The organism is Agromyces bauzanensis (assembly GCF_014645655.1).
Classification (GTDB): Bacteria; Actinomycetota; Actinomycetes; order Actinomycetales; family Microbacteriaceae; genus Agromyces; species Agromyces bauzanensis.
Genome location: NZ_BMMD01000001.1, coordinates 74930 through 94998, shown reverse-complemented (window position 1 = coordinate 94998; position 20069 = coordinate 74930). Strand labels below are relative to the sequence as shown.

Annotated in this window: 20 protein-coding genes; 10 read left to right on the top strand and 10 right to left on the bottom strand. The window is 70.9% G+C overall.

The genetic code is table 11. From position 1 onward, the window contains the following. Nucleotides 1-227: 227 nt before the first annotated feature. The 3 genes from ychF to IEX31_RS00480 all read right to left on the bottom strand — a co-directional run bounded on the left by ychF (nucleotide 228) and on the right by IEX31_RS00480 (nucleotide 3110). Nucleotides 228-1301 carry a redox-regulated ATPase YchF gene (ychF, locus tag IEX31_RS00490; RefSeq protein ID WP_188741477.1) on the bottom strand — a complete coding sequence of 358 codons (1074 nt, stop codon included), beginning with the start codon at nucleotides 1299-1301 and terminating at the stop codon, nucleotides 228-230. 6 nt (nucleotides 1302-1307) lie between these two features. Next, nucleotides 1308-2222, bottom strand: coding sequence for a DMT family transporter (locus IEX31_RS00485; RefSeq protein ID WP_188741476.1), 915 nt, complete (start codon nucleotides 2220-2222; stop codon nucleotides 1308-1310). A gap of 69 nt (nucleotides 2223-2291) precedes the next feature. Beyond that, nucleotides 2292-3110, bottom strand: a complete 819-nt coding sequence (locus tag IEX31_RS00480) for a class I SAM-dependent methyltransferase (RefSeq protein WP_229662003.1) — start codon at nucleotides 3108-3110, stop codon at nucleotides 2292-2294. A 36-nt stretch (nucleotides 3111-3146) separates the two neighbouring features. Between IEX31_RS00480 and IEX31_RS00475 the strand changes: the two genes are divergently transcribed. Beyond that, nucleotides 3147-3764: a 3'-5' exonuclease gene (locus IEX31_RS00475; protein ID WP_188741475.1), complete on the top strand. Its 618-nt coding sequence runs from the start codon at nucleotides 3147-3149 to the stop codon at nucleotides 3762-3764. 98 nt (nucleotides 3765-3862) lie between these two features. Beyond that, the gene (locus IEX31_RS00470; protein ID WP_188741474.1) at nucleotides 3863-5212 is read left to right on the top strand and encodes a DNA recombination protein RmuC; all 1350 of its coding nucleotides are present in this window, start codon (nucleotides 3863-3865) and stop codon (nucleotides 5210-5212) included. A gap of 245 nt (nucleotides 5213-5457) precedes the next feature. Here IEX31_RS00470 and IEX31_RS00465 read toward each other — a convergent pair whose 3' ends face one another. Next, nucleotides 5458-5904, bottom strand: coding sequence for an MFS transporter (locus IEX31_RS00465; protein ID WP_188741473.1), 447 nt, complete (start codon nucleotides 5902-5904; stop codon nucleotides 5458-5460). 46 nt (nucleotides 5905-5950) lie between these two features. Then, complete coding sequence (glpX, locus tag IEX31_RS00460) at nucleotides 5951-6952, bottom strand: class II fructose-bisphosphatase (protein WP_188741472.1); 1002 nt, start codon at nucleotides 6950-6952, stop codon at nucleotides 5951-5953. A 298-nt stretch (nucleotides 6953-7250) separates the two neighbouring features. Here glpX and fbaA point away from each other — a divergent pair, with 298 nt between their 5' ends. Both fbaA and IEX31_RS00450 read left to right on the top strand, forming a co-directional pair. After that, nucleotides 7251-8282, top strand: a complete 1032-nt coding sequence (fbaA, locus tag IEX31_RS00455; protein WP_188741471.1) for a class II fructose-bisphosphate aldolase — start codon at nucleotides 7251-7253, stop codon at nucleotides 8280-8282. Nucleotides 8283-8289: 7 nt separating this feature from the next. Next, the gene (locus IEX31_RS00450; RefSeq protein ID WP_188741470.1) at nucleotides 8290-8964 is read left to right on the top strand and encodes a DUF6264 family protein; all 675 of its coding nucleotides are present in this window, start codon (nucleotides 8290-8292) and stop codon (nucleotides 8962-8964) included. A 43-nt stretch (nucleotides 8965-9007) separates the two neighbouring features. Here the strand turns inward: IEX31_RS00450 and IEX31_RS00445 are convergent, their stop codons facing one another. Then, nucleotides 9008-10051: a 4-hydroxy-3-methylbut-2-enyl diphosphate reductase gene (locus IEX31_RS00445; RefSeq protein WP_229662044.1), complete on the bottom strand. Its 1044-nt coding sequence runs from the start codon at nucleotides 10049-10051 to the stop codon at nucleotides 9008-9010. 109 nt (nucleotides 10052-10160) lie between these two features. Here IEX31_RS00445 and xseA point away from each other — a divergent pair, with 109 nt between their 5' ends. The 5 genes from xseA (at nucleotide 10161) to IEX31_RS00420 (ending at nucleotide 14511) form a co-directional block, all read left to right on the top strand. Continuing rightward, a complete protein-coding gene (gene xseA / locus IEX31_RS00440; RefSeq protein WP_229662002.1) occupies nucleotides 10161-11405 on the top strand; it encodes an exodeoxyribonuclease VII large subunit in 1245 nt (414 codons plus the stop codon). 29 nt (nucleotides 11406-11434) lie between these two features. Beyond that, the gene (locus IEX31_RS00435; protein ID WP_373285481.1) at nucleotides 11435-11674 is read left to right on the top strand and encodes an exodeoxyribonuclease VII small subunit; all 240 of its coding nucleotides are present in this window, start codon (nucleotides 11435-11437) and stop codon (nucleotides 11672-11674) included. After that, on the top strand, nucleotides 11674-12315 hold the full coding sequence (locus tag IEX31_RS00430; RefSeq protein WP_188741467.1) for a DUF4245 domain-containing protein: 642 nt from the start codon (nucleotides 11674-11676) through the stop codon (nucleotides 12313-12315). The genes IEX31_RS00435 and IEX31_RS00430 overlap by 1 nt, the downstream gene beginning before the upstream one ends. Before the next feature lie 49 nt (nucleotides 12316-12364). Next, on the top strand, nucleotides 12365-13021 hold the full coding sequence (locus IEX31_RS00425; RefSeq protein ID WP_188741836.1) for a carbonic anhydrase: 657 nt from the start codon (nucleotides 12365-12367) through the stop codon (nucleotides 13019-13021). 74 nt (nucleotides 13022-13095) lie between these two features. Then, nucleotides 13096-14511: a class II fumarate hydratase gene (locus IEX31_RS00420; RefSeq protein WP_188741466.1), complete on the top strand. Its 1416-nt coding sequence runs from the start codon at nucleotides 13096-13098 to the stop codon at nucleotides 14509-14511. Nucleotides 14512-14735: 224 nt separating this feature from the next. Here IEX31_RS00420 and IEX31_RS00415 read toward each other — a convergent pair whose 3' ends face one another. The 4 genes from IEX31_RS00415 to IEX31_RS00400 form a co-directional block, all read right to left on the bottom strand. Then, the gene (locus IEX31_RS00415) at nucleotides 14736-15398 is read right to left on the bottom strand and encodes an FAD-binding oxidoreductase (protein ID WP_188741465.1); all 663 of its coding nucleotides are present in this window, start codon (nucleotides 15396-15398) and stop codon (nucleotides 14736-14738) included. Nucleotides 15399-15594: 196 nt separating this feature from the next. Next, nucleotides 15595-16911, bottom strand: coding sequence for an RNA 5'-3' helicase PhoH2 (gene phoH2, locus IEX31_RS00410; protein WP_229662001.1), 1317 nt, complete (start codon nucleotides 16909-16911; stop codon nucleotides 15595-15597). Between the two features lie 307 nt (nucleotides 16912-17218). After that, nucleotides 17219-18337 (bottom strand): aminotransferase class V-fold PLP-dependent enzyme, encoded by a 1119-nt coding sequence (locus tag IEX31_RS00405; RefSeq protein WP_229662000.1) that lies wholly within the window; start codon nucleotides 18335-18337, stop codon nucleotides 17219-17221. 58 nt (nucleotides 18338-18395) lie between these two features. After that, nucleotides 18396-19181 carry an isoprenyl transferase gene (locus IEX31_RS00400; protein WP_188741464.1) on the bottom strand — a complete coding sequence of 262 codons (786 nt, stop codon included), beginning with the start codon at nucleotides 19179-19181 and terminating at the stop codon, nucleotides 18396-18398. Between the two features lie 73 nt (nucleotides 19182-19254). Here IEX31_RS00400 and trhA point away from each other — a divergent pair, with 73 nt between their 5' ends. Next, nucleotides 19255-20055, top strand: coding sequence for a PAQR family membrane homeostasis protein TrhA (gene trhA, locus IEX31_RS00395; protein WP_188741463.1), 801 nt, complete (start codon nucleotides 19255-19257; stop codon nucleotides 20053-20055). The last annotated feature ends 14 nt before the right edge of the window (nucleotides 20056-20069 follow it).

Below are 20069 nucleotides of genomic sequence, written 5' to 3'. Positions count from 1 at the left end.
CGCAGTTGACGACTCGTCGCGTGCCGACCATGGGATCCAGGCCCGGCCAACGGGACGAGCTCAGGTGTCTGCTCGACGACCTGGTCGCCACCCAGGGACGCGGACGACGCGGATTCCCGGGCAGTACCCGCTGTGAGGTGCTCGATGACCCCGACCTGCTCGTCGAGATCGCGGACTGGGATTCGGTCGAGGCCCGGACGGAGCACCTGCGGCCGGCGCCGCCCGAGTCACACGTTGAAGCGGAACTCGACCACGTCGCCGTCCTGCATGACGTAGTCCTTGCCCTCCATGCGGACCCTGCCCTTCGCGCGGGCCTCGGCGACCGAGCCGGTCGCGACGAGGTCGTCGAACGAGATGACCTCGGCCTTGATGAAGCCGCGCTCGAAGTCGGTGTGGATGACGCCCGCCGCCTGCGGAGCCTTAGTGCCCTTGTGGATGGTCCACGCGCGCGCCTCCTTCGGGCCCGCCGTGAGGTACGTCTGCAACCCGAGGGTGTCGAAGCCGACGCGTGCGAGCTGGTCGAGGCCCGGCTCGTCCTGTCCTGTGGACGCGAGCAGTTCCGCGGCATCCTCGGGGTCGAGGTCGATGAGCTCCGACTCGATCTTCGCATCGAGGAAGACCGCTTCGGCGGGCGCGACGAGTGCTGCGAGCTCCGCCTTGCGAGCGGCATCCGTCAGCACCGCCTCGTCGACGTTGAAGACGTAGATGAAGGGCTTCGCGGTGAGCAGGCCGAGCTCGCGAATCGGTGCGAGGTCGACGGATGCCGCAGACAGGGGCGTGCCCTTCTGCAGCACCTCCTGCGCCTCCTTCGCTGCGGCGAGCACCGACGGATCGAGCTTCTTGCCCTTGACCTCCTTCTCGAAGCGCGGGACGGCGCGCTCGAGGGTCTCGAGGTCGGCGAGGATCAACTCGGTGTTGATGGTCTCCATGTCGGCCTTGGGGTCGACGGTGCCCTCGACGTGCACGACGTCGGAGTCCTCGAAGCCGCGCACGACCTGCGCGATGGCGTCGGCCTCGCGGATGTTCGCGAGGAACTTGTTGCCGAGGCCCTCGCCCTCGCTCGCGCCGCGCACGATGCCGGCGATGTCGACGAACGCGACCGCAGCGGGCAGGATCCGTTCGGAGCCGAAGATGTCGGCGAGGGTCTTCAGCCGCGGGTCCGGCAGGTTCACCACGCCGATGTTCGGCTCGATCGTCGCGAAGGGGTAGTTCGCCGCGAGCACCTGGTTCTTGGTGAGGGCGTTGAAGAGGGTCGACTTGCCGACGTTCGGGAGACCGACGATTCCGATGGTGAGAGCCACGGGGGTCTATCGTACCGGCCGGTCGGTCGTCGCTTCCGCCACCCCCACCCCCGTCGGGCGACGTTGATGCAACGTCAGGTAGACGCCCGCGACCACGAGCGCGCCGCCGATGAATGCCGGCAGCTCGACCGTCGCGCCGAAGGCCAGCGCGATGACGACCGTGAACACGGGCAGCAGGTTGAGGAAGATACCGGCACGCGCCGGACCGATCTTCGACGCGCCGATGTTCCAGAGCGCGTAGCCCGCCATCGACGGGAAGACCACGATGTACGCGAGGCCGAGCGCGCCCGCCCCGCTCGTCGGCAGCGACACCCCGGCGACGGCGACGACCGGCAGCATCGTCACGACCGCCAACACGCCCTGCACGGCCGTCGCGGTGATGGGCGGGGTCACCAAGCGCCGCGAGATCAGCGAGTACGCGGTCCACACGAGCACCGAGCCGATGACCAGCAGGTCGCCGACGCCGAAGCCCTGCTCGACGAGCCGGCCGAGGTCTCCGCCTGTGAGCACCACCGTCACGCCGATGAAGGCGACGACGAGGCCGGCAACCTGCACGCGGTTCAGCCGCTCGTGGAGGAAGAGCGCCGCGGCGAGCGCGATCGTCGCAGGATTGGCGGCGCTGATGACCGCCGCGTTCACGGCGCCCGTGAGTCCCAGCGCCGCGTACAGCAGCAACGTGTAGCCCGTGAGGCCGAGCACCGACTGCAGCAGATGCAGTCTCCACTCGCGCACGGCCTCGCGCCAGTTCGGGCGCTCGATCAGCCACGCGAGCCCGAGCAGCGGCAGGAACGCGAACGCCCACCGGAAGAACGTGAGCGAGATCGGCGTGATCTCCCGCGTGACCATCTCGCCGAACACGTAGTTGCCCGCCCAGAACAGGTTGGCCAGCGCCAGGAAGAGGTACACCCGGCCGCGTTTCACCGATCCAGCCTACGTCGTCGCCGCGCGCACGCCCGACGCGGTCGGGCGGCGCCGCCCGCCCGCACCCGGTCAGCCGAGCCGGGCCCGGAAGCAGCGCGTGACGTAAGGCACCGCGAGCTCGGCCGCTCCCGCGACGTCGGGGTGCGTGTCGAGCAGTGTCTCGAGCGCCGCGAGCGTCGCGGCCCGCTCCGCGGGGGTCGCGGTGATGAAGTAGCTGCGCGATCGCACCAGGTCGAGGAAGCGCGCCCGCGACATCCGCTCGGTCCATTCGACCGTGTGCTCCTCGATCGGGCCGAACGGCGGACCGATCCGCACGTACCCCTCGAACGTCGCGCTCGCGTCGTGGCCCTCGTGCATGATCGCGCCGGCCTGCCTGAGCCAGTCCGAACGGATGTCGCGGCTGTTCCACACGAGGCCCAGCACCCCGCCGGGGCGCAGCACGCGCGCGATCTCGGGCACCGCACGCTCGGGCACGAACCAGTGCCACGCCTGCCCCGCGACCACCGCGTCGACCCAGTCGTCCTCGATCGGGATGTCCTCCGCCGTGCCGAGGATGCGCGGCACGCCCGGCACGGCGACCTCGAGCTCGTCGAGCATCTCCTCGACGGGGTCGACGGCGACCACGTCGCGGTCGAGCGCGACGAGCGCCTCGGTGAGCTTGCCGGTGCCCGCGCCGAGGTCGAGCACGCGCACGGCATCCCCGATGAGCCACTCGATGGCCTCCACCGGGTAGCCGGGTCGCGACTGGTGGTAGACGGATGCCGCGGCGCCGAACGAGCGGGCGACCTGCACCGTCGCGGGATCGCTCGGGTCGACCACGACGCCGTCGGGGCCGCGGTTCACGCGCTCGGCATCCACGCCGCCCATTCCACGCCCGCGGCGGGGCATCCGTCAACTGTCGGCACCGCGTGCGACGATGCTCACGTGCCAGTGGACTTCACCGCGATCGACTTCGAAACAGCCAACTCGTCGGGAGCGTCCGCCTGCTCCGTGGGCCTCGTGAAGGTACGCGACGGCCGGGTCGTGGATCGGATGCACCGGTACATCCGCCCGCCGTTCCCGCACGACGAGTTCTCGGAGTGGAACATCCGCATCCACGGCATCACGCCCGAGATGGTGGCGGACGCACCCGGCTGGGACGTGCACCTGCCCATGTTGCGCGAGTTCGCCGGCAGCGACGTGCTCGTGGCCCACAACGCCGGCTTCGACATGGGCGTCATCGCCAAGACGACCGCCGCGTTCGGGCTCGACGTGCCCGACTTCCGCTCCCTGTGCAGCCTGCAGGTGGCCCGCCGCACGTACCACCTCGATTCGTACCGCCTGCCCGTCGCCGCCATGGCCGCCGGCTTCGAGGGGTTCTCGCACCACGACGCGCTCGCCGACGCCGAGGCGTGCGCCGCGATCATCGTGCACGCCGCGAAGCGGCACGAGGCCGACGACCTCGAGCGGCTCGCGCACGTGACGCGCGTGCAGTTCGGCGCCATCGGCCCCGTCGCCACTCGCGACCAGCGCACCGCGCACGGCCCCATGGCGCTGCAGTAGCTGCCGCCCGGGCCGCCGACCAGTCCTTCGGGTCCGGATGTCCCGCCCGGCCGCGCCCGTTCCCGGGCGATGTCGGCGGCCGCTGCGACACTGTCGACATGGACCTCCTCGCACTCGTCATCGGCCTTCTCGTCGGCGCGATACTCGGCGGCCTCGGCGTCGCCGTGGTGGCGTCGCGCCGCGCCACGAAGGCGCCCGCGGCCGAAGACCCCGCGCTGATCGAGGCGCTGCACCAGGCGCAGCTCGCCGAAGTGCGCGCCGCCGAGGAGTCCGCGAGGTCGCTCCTCCGCGAGGAGCTCGCCGCCACCCAGGCCACGGCCGAGCTGCTGCGCGAGCAGATCGTCGCCGGCCAGCAGCAGCACCGCGAACTCGTCGAACAGCACCGGGCCGAGCAGCAGGCGCGGGAAACGCGCGAACAGGCCGAGAGCCGCGTGCTGCAGGCCCTCGCGCCGGTGAAGCAGTCGCTCTCCGAGATGCAGGCGAAGGTCACCGACCTCGAGTCGCAGCGCAACCTCCAGCACGGCGAGCTCGCCCAGCAGCTGAAGTCGGCCGCGGAGTCCGAGGAGCGGTTGCGCTCGACCGCCGAGTCGCTCGCGTCGGCGCTGCGCTCCAACAGCACGCGCGGCGTCTGGGGCGAGACGCAGCTCCGCAGCGTCGTCGAGGCGGCAGGCCTCATCGAGCGCGTCGACTTCGACATGCAGTCGAGCATCTCGAGCGACTCGGGCGCCGGCCGCCCCGACATGGTCGTGCGCCTGCCCGGCGGCAAGTCGATCGCCGTCGACGCCAAGGTGCCGTTCAACGCCTACCTCGAGGCGAGCCAGATCCCCGCCACGGCGAGCGGGGCGGATGCCGCGCGCCGCGCCGACTTCATGAAGCAGCACGTGCAGGCGGTGCGTGCCCACATCACCGCGCTCGGCTCGAAGGGCTATTGGAATGGCCTCGACGCCTCGCCCGAGCTCGTGATCGCGTTCATCCCGAGCGAGTCGCTCGTCTCGGCCGCGCTCGAGGCGGACCCCAGCATCATGGAGTTCGCGTTCGCCAAGCGCGTGGCGCTCGCCTCCCCCGTGACGCTCTGGTCGGTGCTCAAGACCGTCGCGTTCTCGTGGCAGCAGGACGTGCTCACCAACGAGGCCAAGACCCTGTTCGACCTCAGCCGCGAGCTGTACTCGCGGCTGGCCACCACGGCGAGCCACATCGAGAAGCTCGGCCGCACCATCGAGCGCAGCGTCAAGGACTACAACGCGTTCGTGGGCTCCCTGGAGCGCCAAGTGCTGCCGACCGCCCGCAAGCTCGGCGCGCTCGACGAGTCGAAGGTGCTCGCACCGCTGCGGGGCATCGAGGAGGCACCTCGCGAACTGACGGCCTACGAGCTCGTCGCCGGTGCAGGCGCCGACCTCGATCCTGAGCTCCGTCGGCAGCTCGAGGCCCCTGCCGCGGCGAACGACTGACGCCGGCCCGTCACGGTCGCCACCCGCAGGCGGGACGCGACCGCGATCAGCTAGGAACACGACTCCAAGCATGGTTCAGGACTCAGGAGACGTGGCGAGCCATGCCCGTCGTCCAACTCGAATCGACCGCCCGACCAGAGCGGGCATGGGTAACGATCCTGGATTCTGGACATCACGGCGCGACGCGATCCCGAATTCTGAACATCGCGAGCCGCACGCGGGCACGCGCACGCGTCCCGCGTCCGTCACGGGTGCGGTTCGTCGACGGGCGGCGCGAGGCCGGCCGCCGCCTGGGCGCCCGTGACGGTCGTGGCATCCGGCACCCGATCGAGCGGGTGCGCGAGCTCGTCGCGGCCGAGCCGTGCGAACGCGAGGGTCATCGCGGCGAGCAGCCCCGCGACGCCGAACCCGGCGCCGCGCACGATCTCGACGACGAGCAGGATCCACCGCTGCGGGATGCGGTCGGCGGCGCCGCCGAACAGCACGGCAAGGACGAGCCCGAGGCTGGCGCCGACCGCGACGAAGGAGAGGTCGACCGGCGTGCCCCCGAGTTGCACGACCTGCCACACGACGGCGACGATCCAGGCTCCGGCGCTCAGCAGCGACGCCGAGAGCGCGACGGCGAGCAGGCGGTACTGGGCCGAGCCGAACGGCCGGAGTGCGCGCGGAAGGCGTGCGGCATCGACGGTCATCCGCTCATTTTGTCGTGTGCCGCGGACATCCGCCCGCGGCATCCGGTCACCGGTCGGTCTTGTCGAGCCACTTCTCCACGAGGTGGTCGGCGATGATGCGGCGGATCGTGCCCGACCTGCCGCGCAGCACGATGCTCTCGGTGCGGATGATCGGGCCCTTCTTGCGCACGCCGTCGACGAGCTCGCCGTCGGTCACGCCCGTGGCGACGAAGAAGGTGTTGTCGCTGCGCACGAGCTCGTCGAGCTCGTACACCTTGTCGCAGTCGAGCCCGGCGGTCTCGCCGCGCTCGCGCTCGGCGTCGTCCTTCGGAGCAAGCCGGCCCTGCATGAACCCGCCGAGCGCCTTGATCGCGCACGCCGTCGTGATGCCCTCGGGGCTTCCGCCGACGCCGACGCACATGTCGATGCGCGACTCGTAGCGCGCCGCGTTGATGCCGCCGGCCACGTCGCCGTCGCTGATCAGGCGCGTGCCCGCACCGGCGGCGCGGATGTCGGCGATGAGCTGCTCGTGGCGTTCGCGGTTGAGCACGGCCACGCGGAGCTCGCCGACGTCCTTGCCCTTGGCTGCCGCCAGCGCGCGCAGGTTCTCGCCGATGGGCTTGCGGATGTCGACGACGCCCCTGCCCGAGGCATCCGTCACGATCTTGTCCATGTAGAAGACGGATGACGCGTCGAGCATGGTGCCCCGATCGGCGACCGCGATGACCGACAGCGCGTTCTGGCGGCCGGCGGCCGTGAGCGAGGTGCCGTCGATGGGGTCGACCGCGATGTCGCACGCCGGACCGCGCCCGTTGCCGACCTTCTCGCCGTTGAAGAGCATGGGCGCCTCGTCCTTCTCGCCCTCGCCGATGACGACGACGCCGTCGAAGTTCACGGTGCCGAGGAACGCGCGCATGGCGTCGACCGCGGCACCGTCGGCGCCGAGCTTGTCGCCACGGCCGATCCAGGGGTAGGAACGGATGGCGGCCGCCTCCGTGGCGCGCACCAGCTCGAGCGCGATGTTGCGGTCGGGGTGCAGGTAGAGGGTAGCGGTGTCGGTGCTCACCATCGAGGGGTCCTCCTGGAACGTGGTCAGGTGTCGACGTCCGAATCCGCGTCGAGGGGTGCGGCGGCGTCGCTTCGAGACTATGCGAGAAGACCTCATCGGGCGGTCGAGTTCGGGACGGATCGACGCGAAAGATCGTGCAATCTTTCCGGATGCGGCGAACCCGCGGGCCGGAGCGGCGAACGCGGGTCGCGACGCCGGTGATCTCCGGGGGCCGCCCGCGGCATCCGTCACCACCTGAGGTCTGCTCGGCGACTGGCTAGACTCGTGCTGAACCCACTGTCACCCAGTAAGGAGCAGCATGCCCATCGCAACGCCCGAGCAGTACGCCGAGATGCTCGACACCGCCAAGGCGACGGGCTTCGCCTTCCCGGCGATCAACGTGTCCTCGTCGCAGACCCTCAATGCGGTGCTGCAGGGCCTGGCCGAGGCGGGGTCCGACGGCATCATCCAGGTCACCACGGGCGGGGCCGACTACTTTGCGGGCCACACGGTCAAGGCGCGCACGGCCGGTGCGCTCGCGTTCGCGCGGTTCGCGCACGAGGTCGCGAAGAGCTACCCGATCACGGTGGCCCTGCACACCGACCACTGCCCGAAGCCGGCCCTCGAGGACTTCGTCTACCCGCTCATCGCCGCCTCCGAGGAGGAGGTCAAGGCGGGCCGCAACCCGATCTTCCAGTCGCACATGTGGGACGGTTCGGCGGTGCCGCTCGCCGAGAACCTCGAGATCGCGAAGGAGATCCTGCCCCGCATGAAGGCCATCAACGCGATCCTCGAGGTCGAGATCGGGGTCGTCGGCGGCGAGGAGGACGGCCTCAGGCACGAGGGCTCCAACGAGGCGCTCTACACGACCCTCGCCGACGCCATCTCCATGGTCGAGGCGCTCGGCCTCGGCGAGCAGGGCCGCTACATGGCGGCGCTCACCTTCGGCAACGTGCACGGCGTCTACGCGCCCGGCAACGTCAAGCTCCGCCCGTCGCTCCTCAAGGAGATCCAGGACGGCTTGGCCGCCAAGTACGCCACCGGCGAGAAGCCGCTCGACCTCGTCTTCCACGGCGGATCGGGCTCGACCGACGCCGAGATCGCCGAGGCCGTTGCGAACGGCGTCGTGAAGATGAACATCGACACCGACACGCAGTACGCGTTCACCCGCTCGATCGCCGGCTACATGTTCCAGAACTACGACGGCGTGCTCAAGGTCGACGGCTCGGTCGGCAACAAGAAGCAGTACGACCCGCGTGCCTGGGGCAAGATCGCCGAGACGGCCATGGCCGCGCGCGTCGTCGAGTCGACGCAGCAGCTCGGCTCGGCCGGCCACTCGATCAGCGCCTAGGTTCCGGATGTCGCAGCCGCACGTTCCGGGAACGCCCGACGAGTCCGCCCACACGACGGGCGCCGACGGCGTATCCGGGGCGTCCGCGCAGCCGGCGCCCGCGCAGCGCGACGAGCGGCCGCGGCCGCAGTACGGGGAGTACGCCCCAGAGGGCTGGACGTGGCAGCCGCCCGCCGGCGAGCACACCTCCGACCCGGCGCCGCAGATGTCCGCCCCGCCGCCCCCTGCGCGGGGGCGCTGGGGAGCCGCCGCGGCATCCGGAGCCCCCGGTGCGGTCCCAACCGCCACGCGGGCCCCGTCGTGGGATCGCGTCGCGACGATCGTGCTGCTCGTGGTCGGCGCGTTCGGCGCCTGGAGCACGGCGGCGTCGATGCAACAGCTCGCCCAGCAGATCCGGCTCAGCCACACCATGCTCGGCATCGGCGAGTACACCCCGCCCGCGTGGCTGCCGACGCTCTCCGTCATCGGCATGGTTGCGCAGCTCGCGTTGTACGCGGCCGTGCTCCTGCTCTCGCTGGTGCGCCTCCGGGCGCGCCGAATCGCCTTCTGGATCCCGCTCGCCGGCGGCGGCGTCTCGTTCCTCGTCACGGCGGTGATCCTCGCCGTCGTGATGCTGAACGACCCGACGTACCTGTCGTTCCTCGAGTCGGGCGGAGTGCCGACCGCGCCACCCACGCCCTGAGCCGATCGGGCTCGGGCACGAACCCGCTCGGGCGCGATTCCGCTCAGGCCTGCGTTGCGCGGGCCCGGCCGCCGAGCGCTCGCGCATCGCGGTTGCCGGCGAGGTCGCGGCGGAGCTCCTTCGGCAGTGAGAACATGAGGTCCTCCTCGGCCGTCTTGACCTCGGCGACGTCGCCGTAGCCGGCGTCGGCGAGTGCGTCGAGCAACTCGCGCACGAGCTCCTCGGGAACGGATGCCCCGCTGGTCACGCCGACGGTCTCGACGCCGTCGAGCCACTCCTGCCGCACCTCGCTCGCGTAGTCGACGCGGTAGGCGGCCTTGGCCCCGTACTCGAGCGCAACCTCGACGAGGCGCACGCTGTTCGAGCTGTTGGCCGAGCCGACGACGATGACGACGTCGGCCTCCTGCGCGACCTTCTTGATGGCGACCTGGCGGTTCTGGGTGGCGTAGCAGATGTCGTCGCTCGGCGGGTCCGCGAGCTTCGGGAACTTCTCGCGCAGGCGCCGCACGGTCTCCATGGTCTCGTCGACCGAGAGCGTGGTCTGCGACAGCCACACGACCTTGTCGGCGTCGCGCACCTCGATGTTCTCGACGTCGTCGGGGCTGTTCACGAGCGTCACGTGGTCGGGCGCCTCGCCGGCGGTGCCCTCGACCTCTTCGTGGCCCTCGTGGCCGATGAGCAGGATCTCGTAGTCGTCGCGGGCGAAGCGCACGGCCTCGCGGTGCACCTTGGTGACGAGCGGGCAGGTCGCGTCGATGGCGTGCAGGCCGCGGTCGGCGGCGGCGTTCACGACGGCGGGCGACACGCCGTGCGCGCTGAAGACGATGTGGGCGCCCTCGGGCACCTCGTCGACTTCTTCGACGAAGATGGCGCCCTGCTGCTCGAGCTGGGTCACGACGTGGATGTTGTGCACGATCTGCTTGCGCACGTACACCGGTGCGCCGTAGTGCTCGAGCGCCTTCTCGACCGCGATCACCGCACGGTCGACGCCGGCGCAGTAGCCGCGCGGCGCCGCGAGCAGCACCCGCTTGTGTCCGGGGACCGGGATATCCTTGAGCCGGCCGCGCACGCCCGGCACCCTGGGCATGCCGAGGCCGATCCTGGGGGCATCCATCGTGCTCGTCACGGTGCCCATCCTACGCGGCGATACTGGACAGGCGGCCGTGAGGGCCACGGCGACGGAGGGGACCGACTCGATGGCGGATGCACCGGCGACACGCGAGGCTCCCTGGCCCGTCGCGCTCCTGTCCGGCAAGCTCAAGGAGTACCTCGACCGCCTCGGCACCGTCTGGGTCGAGGGCGAGATCACCCAGTTTGGCGTGTCGGGCGGAAATGTCTACGGCAAGCTGAAGGACCTCGAGGCCGACGCCACGCTCTCGTTCACCATGTGGTCGTCCGTGCGCGCGCGCCTGTCGGAGCAGTTCAAGCAGGGCGACCACGCGGTGCTCCTCGTGAAGCCGAGCTGGTGGGTCAAGGGCGGCTCCCTCTCGATGCAGGTCTACGACATGAAGCACGTCGGCCTCGGCGACCTGCTCGAGCGGCTCGAGCGACTGCGTGCACAGCTCACCGCCGAAGGCCTCTTCGAGGCGAGCCGCAAGAAGCGGCTGCCGTTCCTGCCGGGCGTCGTCGGCCTCGTCACCGGACGCGACAGCGACGCCGAGCAGGACGTGCTGCGCAACGCGCGGCTGCGCTGGCCGAGCGTCGAGTTCCGCATCGCCTACGCCGCCGTGCAGGGCGACCGCACGGCGGTCGAGGTCGTCTCGGCGATCCGACGACTCGATGCCGATCCCGAGGTCGAGGTCATCATCGTGGCGCGAGGCGGCGGCGACTTCCAGAACCTGCTGGGGTTCAGCGACGAGCGCGTCGTACGGGCCGCGGCCGCGGCATCCACCCCCATCGTCTCGGCCATCGGCCACGAGGCCGACCGACCGCTGCTCGATGAGGTCGCCGACCTCCGGGCCTCGACGCCGACGGATGCCGCGAAGCGCGTCGTGCCCGACGTCGCCGAGGAGCTCACGCGTGTGGAGCAGGCGCGGGCACGCCTCGGCATGCGCCTCGCGTCGATGCTCACGCGCGAGATCGACCGCATCGGGCACCTGCGCACCCGGCCGGCGCTCGCCGACCCCGGCTGGATGATCGACCGTCGCGCCGAGGAGCTGACGCGCTGGGTCGCACGCGGCACCGAGCTCATGGAGCGGCGCATCGAACGGCAATCGACCCGCGTCGGCGAGTTGCGAGGCCACCTCAGGGCGCTGTCGCCGCAGGCGACGCTCGACCGCGGGTACGCCATCGTGCAGCGCGACCACGACGGCGTGCTCACGCGCCCCGACCAGGCCCCCGAGGGCACGCGGCTGCGGATCACGCTCGCCGAGGGCGGTCTCGGGGCGGTCTCGACGGGTCGGCCGATGGACGACGAGTCGACGGCCGACGCCGCGGAGTAGCGTCGGCGCCGCCGAATAGAATGGAACCCATGCCCTCACCCACGGATGTCGCCGAGCTCAGCTACGAGCAGGCACGCGACGAGCTCGTACAGGTCGTCGCCGAGCTCGAACAGGGCTCCGCGACCCTCGAGCAGTCCCTCGTGCTGTGGGAGCGCGGCGAGGCGCTCGCCGCCCGCTGCGAGGAGTGGCTCATCGGCGCGAAGGCGCGGCTCGACGCCGCCCGTGCCGGCGCCCGGTCCGCGGCATCCGACGACTCCGGCGTCCGCTGATGGCCGCCCGCAGCCCCCGCGTCGTCGCCGAGCTCGGCCGGCCAGAGACCCCAGAGGAGACCGCGGCCCGCAAGGCCGAGGATTCCCTCAGGCACCGTCAGCGGCAGACCGTCAGGAACCTCGTGCTCGCGCTCGGCGCGAGCCTCCTCCTGGTGCTCGTGATCGTGCTGCTCGTGCCGCGCAGCGACACCCCCGTCGACCGCGACGTCGACGTCGGCGCCGTCGCCGTGCAGGCCCAGGCGGCGAGTGACGATCCGCTCGCGGTGCCCGAACTGCCAGAGGGGTGGCGCGCGAACGCGGCCGAGCTCCGAACGAGCACCGCCGACGGCGTCACGGCCTGGTACGCGGGGTACCTCACGCCGGGCGACGAGTACATCGGCATGTACCAGGGCCTGGAGGCCAACCCCACCTGGGTCGCCGGGCTGCTCGCCAGCACGCTCGCCTCCGGCACCGTCACCATCGACGGCGTCGAGTGGACCGTGTACGACAACCGCCGTTCGAGCGCCGATGTGGGCAACGCCCGCTACGGCCTCACGACCGAGGCGGGCGACAGCACGTTCGTGTTGCTCGGCACGGCGAGCCCCGAGGAGTTCGACACCATCGCGGCGGCGCTCGTGCCCGCGATCGAAGCCCAGGACTGACCCACCCCCGCACACCGACGCCACACCGACGAACCCGAGAGGATCCGCCGTGAGCGAGCAGCCCACTGAACGTCCCGAGACTCCGTCTGCGACGTGGCGCGAGCTCCGTCGCGGCAACGAGCGGTTCATCGCGGGTGAGCCGCGGCATCCCCGCCAGGACGTCGACCACCGCACGTCGCTCGCGGGCGCCCAGCGCCCGCACGTCGCGGTGTTCGGCTGCAGCGACTCGCGACTCGCGGCCGAGATCATCTTCGACGTGGGACTCGGCGATGCGTTCGTCGTGCGCAACGCGGGCCAGGTGGTCTCCGACTCGGTGCTGGGCTCGCTCGAGTACGCGGTCGGCGTGCTCGGCGTGCCGCTCATCCTCGTGCTGGGCCACGACGAGTGCGGCGCGGTGCGGGCGGCGATCGAGTCGCAGGCGCCCGACGCCGCCCCCCTGCCCCCGCACATCGCGAGCGTCGTCGAGCTCATCGTGCCCGCGGTCCGCCGCGTCGCCGGCGTCGAGCCCGATCAGGCCGTCGACCCCGACGACGTCGACGCCGCCTACGTCGGGCGCGAGCACCTCCGCGACACCGTCGCCGAGCTCGTCGAGAGTTCCGAGATGATCAGCGACGCGATCGCGGCGGGTACGCTGGCTATCGTCGGTGCGAACTACCGCCTCGTCGAGGGTCGCGCCGAGACCGACATCGTGGTCGGTCGGATCTGACCGCCGAAGATCTCCGACCGCCGCAGTCGAGGCCCGCGCCGGGTCTCCGGCATGCAACCGAAAGGGAACACACCGTGGTGGACAACGCCGCCGAGTACCGCATCGAGCACGACACGATGGGCGAGGTGAGGGTGCCCAAGTCGGCGCTCTACCGTGCACAGACGCAGCGCGCCGTCGAGAACTTCCCGATCTCGGGCTCGCGCCTCGAGCCGCAGCAGATCCAGGCGCTCGCACGCATCAAGAAGGCGGCCGCGCAGGCCAACGCGCGCCTCGGCGTGCTCGATGCCGACATCGCGAAGGCCATCGAGGAGGCCGCCGACGAGGTCATCTCGGGCCGACACGGGTTCATCGAGCACTTCCCCGTCGACGTCTACCAGACGGGAAGCGGCACCTCGTCGAACATGAACATGAACGAGGTGCTCGCCACGGTCGCCACCGACAAGCTCGGTCGCCCGGTTCACCCGAACGACCACGTGAACGCCTCGCAGTCGTCGAACGACGTCTTCCCGACGTCGGTGCACATCGCCGTCACCGCGGCGCTCATCGACGACCTCATCCCCGCCCTCGACCACCTCGCCGTCGCCCTCGAGGCCAAGGCCGAGCAGTGGGCCGACGTCGTGAAGGCCGGCCGCACCCACCTCATGGACGCGACGCCCGTGACCCTCGGCCAGGAGTTCGGCGGCTATGCCCGACAGGTGCGCCTGGGCATCGAGCGCGTGCGCACGGCGCTTCCCCGCGTCGCCGAGGTCCCGCTCGGCGGCACGGCGGTCGGCACGGGCATCAACACGCCCGCCGGATTCCCGCAGCTCGTCATCGAGCTGCTCCAGCGAGAGACGGAGCTGCCCATCACCGAGGCTGCCGACCACTTCGAGGCGCAGGCCAACCGCGACGGTCTCGTGGACGCATCCGGTGCCCTGCGTACCATCGCCGTGAGCCTCACGAAGATCGCGAACGACCTCCGCTGGATGGGTTCCGGCCCGAACACCGGCCTCGGTGAGCTGCTCATCCCCGACCTCCAGCCCGGCTCGTCGATCATGCCCGGCAAGGTGAACCCGGTCGTGCCCGAGGCCGTGCTCATGGTGTGCGCCCGTGTCATCGGCAACGATGCCACGGTCGCGTGGGGCGGGGCATCCGGCGCCTTCGAGCTCAACGTGCAGATCCCCGTGATGGGCACGGCGCTGCTCGAGTCGATCCGCCTGCTCTCCAACTCGGTGCGCGTGCTCGCAGACAAGACCGTCTCTGGCCTCGAGGCCAACGTCGAGCGGGCCGGGGAGCTCGCCGGCATGTCGCCGTCGATCGTGACGCCGCTCAACAAGCTCATCGGCTACGAAGCCGCCGCGAAGATCGCCAAGCACTCGGTGGCGAAGGGCATCACCGTGCGCGAGGCCGTCATCGACCTCGGCTACGTGGAGCGCGGCGAGCTCACCGAGGAGCAGCTCGACACCGCGCTCGACCTGCTGTCGATGACGCGGCCGCCGCAGGCGAAGTAGAGGGCCTCTGCGCCACTTCCACACCCTGCGCGCCTCCTCGAGTGGCGCAGCGGGCGCGGAAGTGGCGCAGGCGCCGCGCCGCCGGACAGCCGGACCGCCGACGTCTTCCACTGCTCGAAGGCGTTCCCGCAGTCGAAGGCCTGGAGCCCCGAGATGTGGGACGCCGCCGCGCCTCGGCGCGCGCTCATCGCGCACGCCCTCGTCACCGCTCGCCGCGATGAAGTTCACGTACCCCGACCCGTCGAGGCCGAGCGCCCGGCTCGTGAAGTCCGCCCATTCGCGGCCGGCCGCGGCCGCCGCGGGGTCCGGCGAGAGCGCGCCCACCGAGGCCATGAGTGCCCGCGACCGGTGCGCGAACGCCGTGGCATCCTCCGGCACCTGCGCGATCGCGCCGCCCATGTGGCGGAGGTTGACGACGCGCCCTGCGTGGGCGCCTCGCCGACGAGTGAGATCTCGAGGTCGGCGCGATCCGTGTCGAACGCGTCGGCGAAGGCGGTGCGCATGGCCACCCGGTTGGGCGCGACATCCGGTCCCGCCTGGAACATCGCGGGATACGGTCGCTCGCCGACCAGGTCGGCGAGCATCGGTCCGGCCGAACGGAACGACGCGAGCGACGCCTCGGCGTGCTCCGGCCGACCGGAATGGCAGACGAACGCGAGGACGATCGGCCGCCCGTGGTGATCGGCGGGGAGGAAGGGCACCGGCGGTGCCTTCATCACGTTCACCATCGTCGACACCGTGTCGTCCGCCTCGCGCGCGGCGCGGATGAGCGCCTCCACGGTCGCTCCCCGCGCCTCGAACGCGAGGATCCCACCCGTCACGACCGGTGTCTCGTGCAGCCGCAGCCGCAGCGACGTGACGACGCCGAAGTTGCCGCCGCCACCCACACCGATGCGGCGCGCGGGGTCGATCTCCAGGCCGGCCCCCGAACGTCGACCAGAATGCCGTCGTCGACGAGCGCGTGGGCGTAGCCGTGCCCGCCTCCCCGGACGCCGAGCGGCGTGCCCGATTCGGCGGCCACCGTGACCACCGCGGCAATCCCGTGCTCGCCGCGCCGCGCGACCCCGCCGGCCCCGGTCTGCGCTACGTGAGCTCGGCTCCGTCGAGCATCTCCGACACGAGGGCCGCGATCGCCGAGCGCTCCGAGCGCGTGAGCGTGATGTGGGCGAACAGCGGATGCCCCTTCAGCGTCTCGATGACGCTCGCGATGCCGTCATGGCGACCCACCCGCAGATTGTCGCGCTGCGCGACGTCATGGGTGAGCACGACGCGCGAGTTCTGCCCGATGCGGCTGAGCACCGTGAGCAGCACGTTGCGCTCGAGCGATTGCGCCTCGTCGACGATCACGAACGCATCGTGCAGGGACCGGCCGCGGATGTGCGTGAGCGGGAGCACCTCGAGGATGCCGCGGTCGACGACCTCCTCGAGCACGTTGTCGGTGACCACCGAGCCGAGCGTGTCGAACACCGCCTGGCCCCAGGGGTTCATCTTCTCGCCCTGGTCACCCGGCAGGTACCCGAGCTCCTGGCCGCCGACGGCGTAGAGCGGCCGGAACACCATGATCTTCTTGTGCTGCTGGCGCTCGAGCACCATCTCGAGACCGGCGCAGAGAGCCAGTGCCGACTTGCCCGTGCCGGCGCGCCCGCCGAGCGAGAGGATGCCCACCTCGGGGTCGAGCAGCAGGTCGATGGCGAGCCGCTGCTCGGCCGACCGACCGTGCACGCCGAACACGTCGCGGTCGCCGCGGACGAGCTTCACCTCGCGCTCGCCGACGACGCGCCCGAGTGCCGAACCGCGCTCGGACTGGATGACGAGCCCCGTGTTCACGGGCATGCCCTCGACCTCCGCGGTCGTCATGTGCTCGTGCTCGTAGAGCTTCGCCATGTCGTTCGAGCCGAGCGACAGCTCGGCCATGCCCGTCCAGCCGGAGTCGAGGGCGAGCTCGGCACGGTACTCCTGAGCGTCGAGGCCGATCGACGCGGCCTTCACGCGGAGCGGCAGGTCCTTCGAGACGACGGTGACCGCGACCCCGTCGTGCGCGAGGTTGGCGGCGCAGGCGAGGATCCGCGAGTCGTTGTCGCCCAGCTGCAGCCCGCTCGGGAGCACTGAGGGGCTCGAGTGATTGAGCTCGACCCGCAGCGACCCGCCGTCGCCGACGGGGATCGGGAAGTCGAGCCGCTCGTGCTCGATGCGCAGCTCGTCGAGGATGCGAAGCGCCTGCCGCGCGAAGTATCCGATCTCGGGGTCGTTGCGCTTGGCCTCGAGTTCGGTGATGACGACGACCGGCAGGACCACGGCGTGCTCGGCGAAGCGGAACAGCGCCCGCGGATCGGACAGGAGCACCGACGTGTCGAGCACGTACGTGCGTTCGGCCTGCGCCACATCTTCAGGCAGAGACACGTCAGGGCGTGCCTTGGCACGCCCTGTGATCCGACCGTTGGAGTTGGAGGTTTCGAGTGAGGCCACGACCGCTCCTGCCCCGAGCGATTCCGCTCGGCTTCCGAGCCGGCCGGCGAATCCTCCTACGAGCGCTTCACGAAGCCGTCTCGACCGGGCACCTTGCCCGATGTCTCAGACGCTACGTCGCCAGGGCCTGATCCGCGACAGCGACACGCGAATCGTCATCTGCCGTTCACATTCGAGCGGACGCCCCGGGCGGATGCGACCAGGCGGACGCCGCGGGATCCCGCTGTTCGCAGACGGCCGCTCAGTACGACGCCGCCGTTGCGTACGACACGAACGCGGCGCGCAGCATCTCGAGCGTCTCCTCGCTGGTGGCGGCGTGGACGCTGAGGCGAACCCGCCCCTGGCGGGTGGTCGCCGTGACGCCGTGGTTGTGCAACGACGCCGTGAGGAACGTCACCTGCTCGGCGGGCGGCTGGAGGATCACGAGCCCGGCGCGTTCCTGCTCGTCACGGGAGGACGTGACGGCGATCGCGAACTCGTCGGCGAGGTCGATCACCTCGCTCACCCGCTCGGCGATCGCGGCGTTGATCTCGGCGACGCCGGTGGCCGAGATCTCCTCCATGGCGGCGGCGAAGCGCGCCTCGGCGATCGGATCGGGGTTCGAGACCCGATACGCGCGCGCGTCGGGTGCAGGCGGCGGCACCTCGCCCCAGGGCTCGGGCTCCTCGGTGCCGGTGAACCCCGAGAACACGGGCGTGAGCCGTTCGAGCGCACGTTCGGAGAGCGCCATGATGCCCGTGCCCCACCCGGCGCGGCACCACTTCTGGCCGCCCGACAGCACGACGTCCGCGGCCGCCCAGGGCGCGTCGACGACACCGAAGCCCTGGATCGCGTCGACGATGAGCAGCCGGTCGCCGATCACCTGCCGGATGCCCTCGATGTCGCACAGGTAACCGGTACGCGGATCCACGAGACTCACCGCCACCGCCCCGATGTTCGCCTCGAGCTGCTCGCGGATCTGCCCCGGCGTGACCTTGCCGTGATCGGTCTCGAGCCAGACGGGCTGCACCGAGTGCAGTGCCCCCTGTGCACGCACCGCGGCGATGGGCAGGCTCGGGAACTCGCCGGCCGACAGCAGCACGGCGCCGGTGATGCCGAACGTCGCGTGCATGATGCCCTGCGACGTGTTCGGCTGGAAGACGATGTGGTCGATCGGAAAGCCCGTGAGCTCGGCGGCCGCGCGGCGCAGGCGCGCATCCTGCTCGTCGAACACGTCGAAGCTGCCGTGCCGCCCGCGCTGGAGCAACTGCGTGAGCGCCATGCTCTCCTCGGCGGCCGACGTCGCGAGCGGACCGACCCGGGCGTAGTCCAGGTATCCGGGCTCCTCAGCGAACCCCGCGATGTATGCGTCGATCGTCACGATCGCCCCCTTCTCCGAGCCATATCATGGCAGACCCGCGGGGCGCGCACGAACGGGATCAGCCCCCGAACCTGCGGTGACGACTCACGTAATCGCGGAGCGCCCGTAGGAAGTCGACTTGCCGGAGGTCGGGGCCGAGGGCCTCGACGAAGTAGAACTCACTGTGGGCGGCCTGCCAGAGCATGAAGTCGCTCAGCCGCTGCTCGCCCGACGTGCGGATGACGAGGTCGGGATCGGGCTGCCCGCCCGTGTAGAGGTGCTCGCCGATGAGGTCGGGAGTGAGCCGCTCCGCGAGGTCCTCGAGACTGCGTCCCTCGGCGTGATGCGCGGCGACGATGGAGCGCATCGCGTCGGTGATCTCCTTGCGTCCGCCGTAGCCGACGGCGAGGTTCACGTGCATGCCGCGCTTGTCGGCGGTGCGGTGCTCCGCCGCGTCCAGCGCGGCGACGAGCGGTTCTGGCAGCCCAGCGTCGGAGCCGACGTGCTGCACGCGCCAGTCGCGGTAGTGCGAGAGCTCCTCCGCGAGCTCGGCGATGATCTCGATCAGGTCCGCGAGCTCGGAGCTCGGCCGGTTGCCGAGGTTGTCGCTCGAGAGCAGGTAGAGCGTCACCACCGAGATGCCGAGATCGTCGCACCATTCCAGGAACTCGCGCATCTTGGCCGCGCCGGCCCGGTGGCCGTGCGCGGCGCTCTCGTAGCCGAGCTGTCTCGCCCACCGGCGGTTGCCGTCGATGATCATGGCGACATGCCTCGGCAGGGCGGCGGGGTCGAGTCCGCGCTTCAGCCGGTTCTGGTAGAGACGGTAGAGGAGTCCGCGACCGAGGGGCTGATCGCTCTTCTGCACGGCACTACGCTACCCCTCCGCCGCCACGTGCACTCACAGCGGAACGTGATCGACGACGCCCTACGCTGTGTCCATGAGCCCAGAGCACCGCGACGATTCCTCCGACTTCGCCGAGGAGCTCTCCCGCCCCGTCGCCGCCGAGGACACGGCCGATGCCGCCATCACGCGCGAGGCGCACGGACCCGACCTGCCCAACATCCCGCTGCTCGACGACTCGCTCTCGCACGCCGAGCCCAAGCCGACCTGGCGCGGCTGGATCCACGCCGGGACCTTCCCCCTGGCGATCGTGGCCGGCGTCGTGCTCATCGTGCTCGCCGACGGCGCGCCCGCGAAGTGGGCGTCGGCGGTGTTCACGCTCACCTCGATGCTCCTGTTCGGCATGTCGGCGCTCTACCACCGCTTCGACTGGAAGCCGCGCACGAAGGTCCTCCTGAAGCGCATCGACCACGCCAACATCTTCCTGTTGATCGCGGGCACGTACACACCGCTGGCGATCCTCGCGCTGCCGCCCGACAAGGGTTGGCTGCTGCTCGGCTTCGTCTGGGGCGGGGCCCTCCTCGGCATCGGCTTCCGCGTGTTCTGGATCCACGCGCCGCGCTGGCTCTACGTGCCGCTCTACCTACTGCTCGGCTGGGCCGCGGTCATGTACCTCGGCGACCTGCTCGAGGCGAGCGTCGCGATGATGGTCCTCGTGATCGTGGGCGGCCTGTTGTACACGATCGGCGCGATCGTCTACGCGCTCAAGAAGCCGAACCCGTGGCCCGGCCGGTTCGGGTTCCACGAGATCTTCCACACCTGCACGGTGCTCGCCTTCATGGCGCACTGGGCGGCGACCCTGATCATCGCGATCGACCCCGTCTACCACCTCGGGTGACGGATGCCGCGGGC

Excerpts from the sequence above, each read along its gene's own strand:
- IEX31_RS00430 (WP_188741467.1), top strand. The coding sequence starts at position 11,674 with ATGGCCGCCCGCAGCCCCCGCGTCGTCGCCGAGCTCGGCCGGCCAGAG.
- IEX31_RS00480 (WP_229662003.1), bottom strand. The coding sequence starts at position 3,110 with ATGCCCCGCCGCGGGCGTGGAATGGGCGGCGTGGATGCCGAGCGCGTG.
- IEX31_RS00450 (WP_188741470.1), top strand. The coding sequence starts at position 8,290 with ATGTCGCAGCCGCACGTTCCGGGAACGCCCGACGAGTCCGCCCACACG.
- IEX31_RS00465 (WP_188741473.1), bottom strand. The coding sequence starts at position 5,904 with ATGACCGTCGATGCCGCACGCCTTCCGCGCGCACTCCGGCCGTTCGGC.
- fbaA (WP_188741471.1), top strand. The coding sequence starts at position 7,251 with ATGCCCATCGCAACGCCCGAGCAGTACGCCGAGATGCTCGACACCGCC.
- trhA (WP_188741463.1), top strand. The coding sequence starts at position 19,255 with ATGAGCCCAGAGCACCGCGACGATTCCTCCGACTTCGCCGAGGAGCTC.
- IEX31_RS00470 (WP_188741474.1), top strand. The coding sequence starts at position 3,863 with ATGGACCTCCTCGCACTCGTCATCGGCCTTCTCGTCGGCGCGATACTC.
- IEX31_RS00435 (WP_373285481.1), top strand. The coding sequence starts at position 11,435 with ATGCCCTCACCCACGGATGTCGCCGAGCTCAGCTACGAGCAGGCACGC.
- xseA (WP_229662002.1), top strand. The coding sequence starts at position 10,161 with ATGGCGGATGCACCGGCGACACGCGAGGCTCCCTGGCCCGTCGCGCTC.
- glpX (WP_188741472.1), bottom strand. The coding sequence starts at position 6,952 with ATGGTGAGCACCGACACCGCTACCCTCTACCTGCACCCCGACCGCAAC.
- IEX31_RS00445 (WP_229662044.1), bottom strand. The coding sequence starts at position 10,051 with ATGCCCAGGGTGCCGGGCGTGCGCGGCCGGCTCAAGGATATCCCGGTC.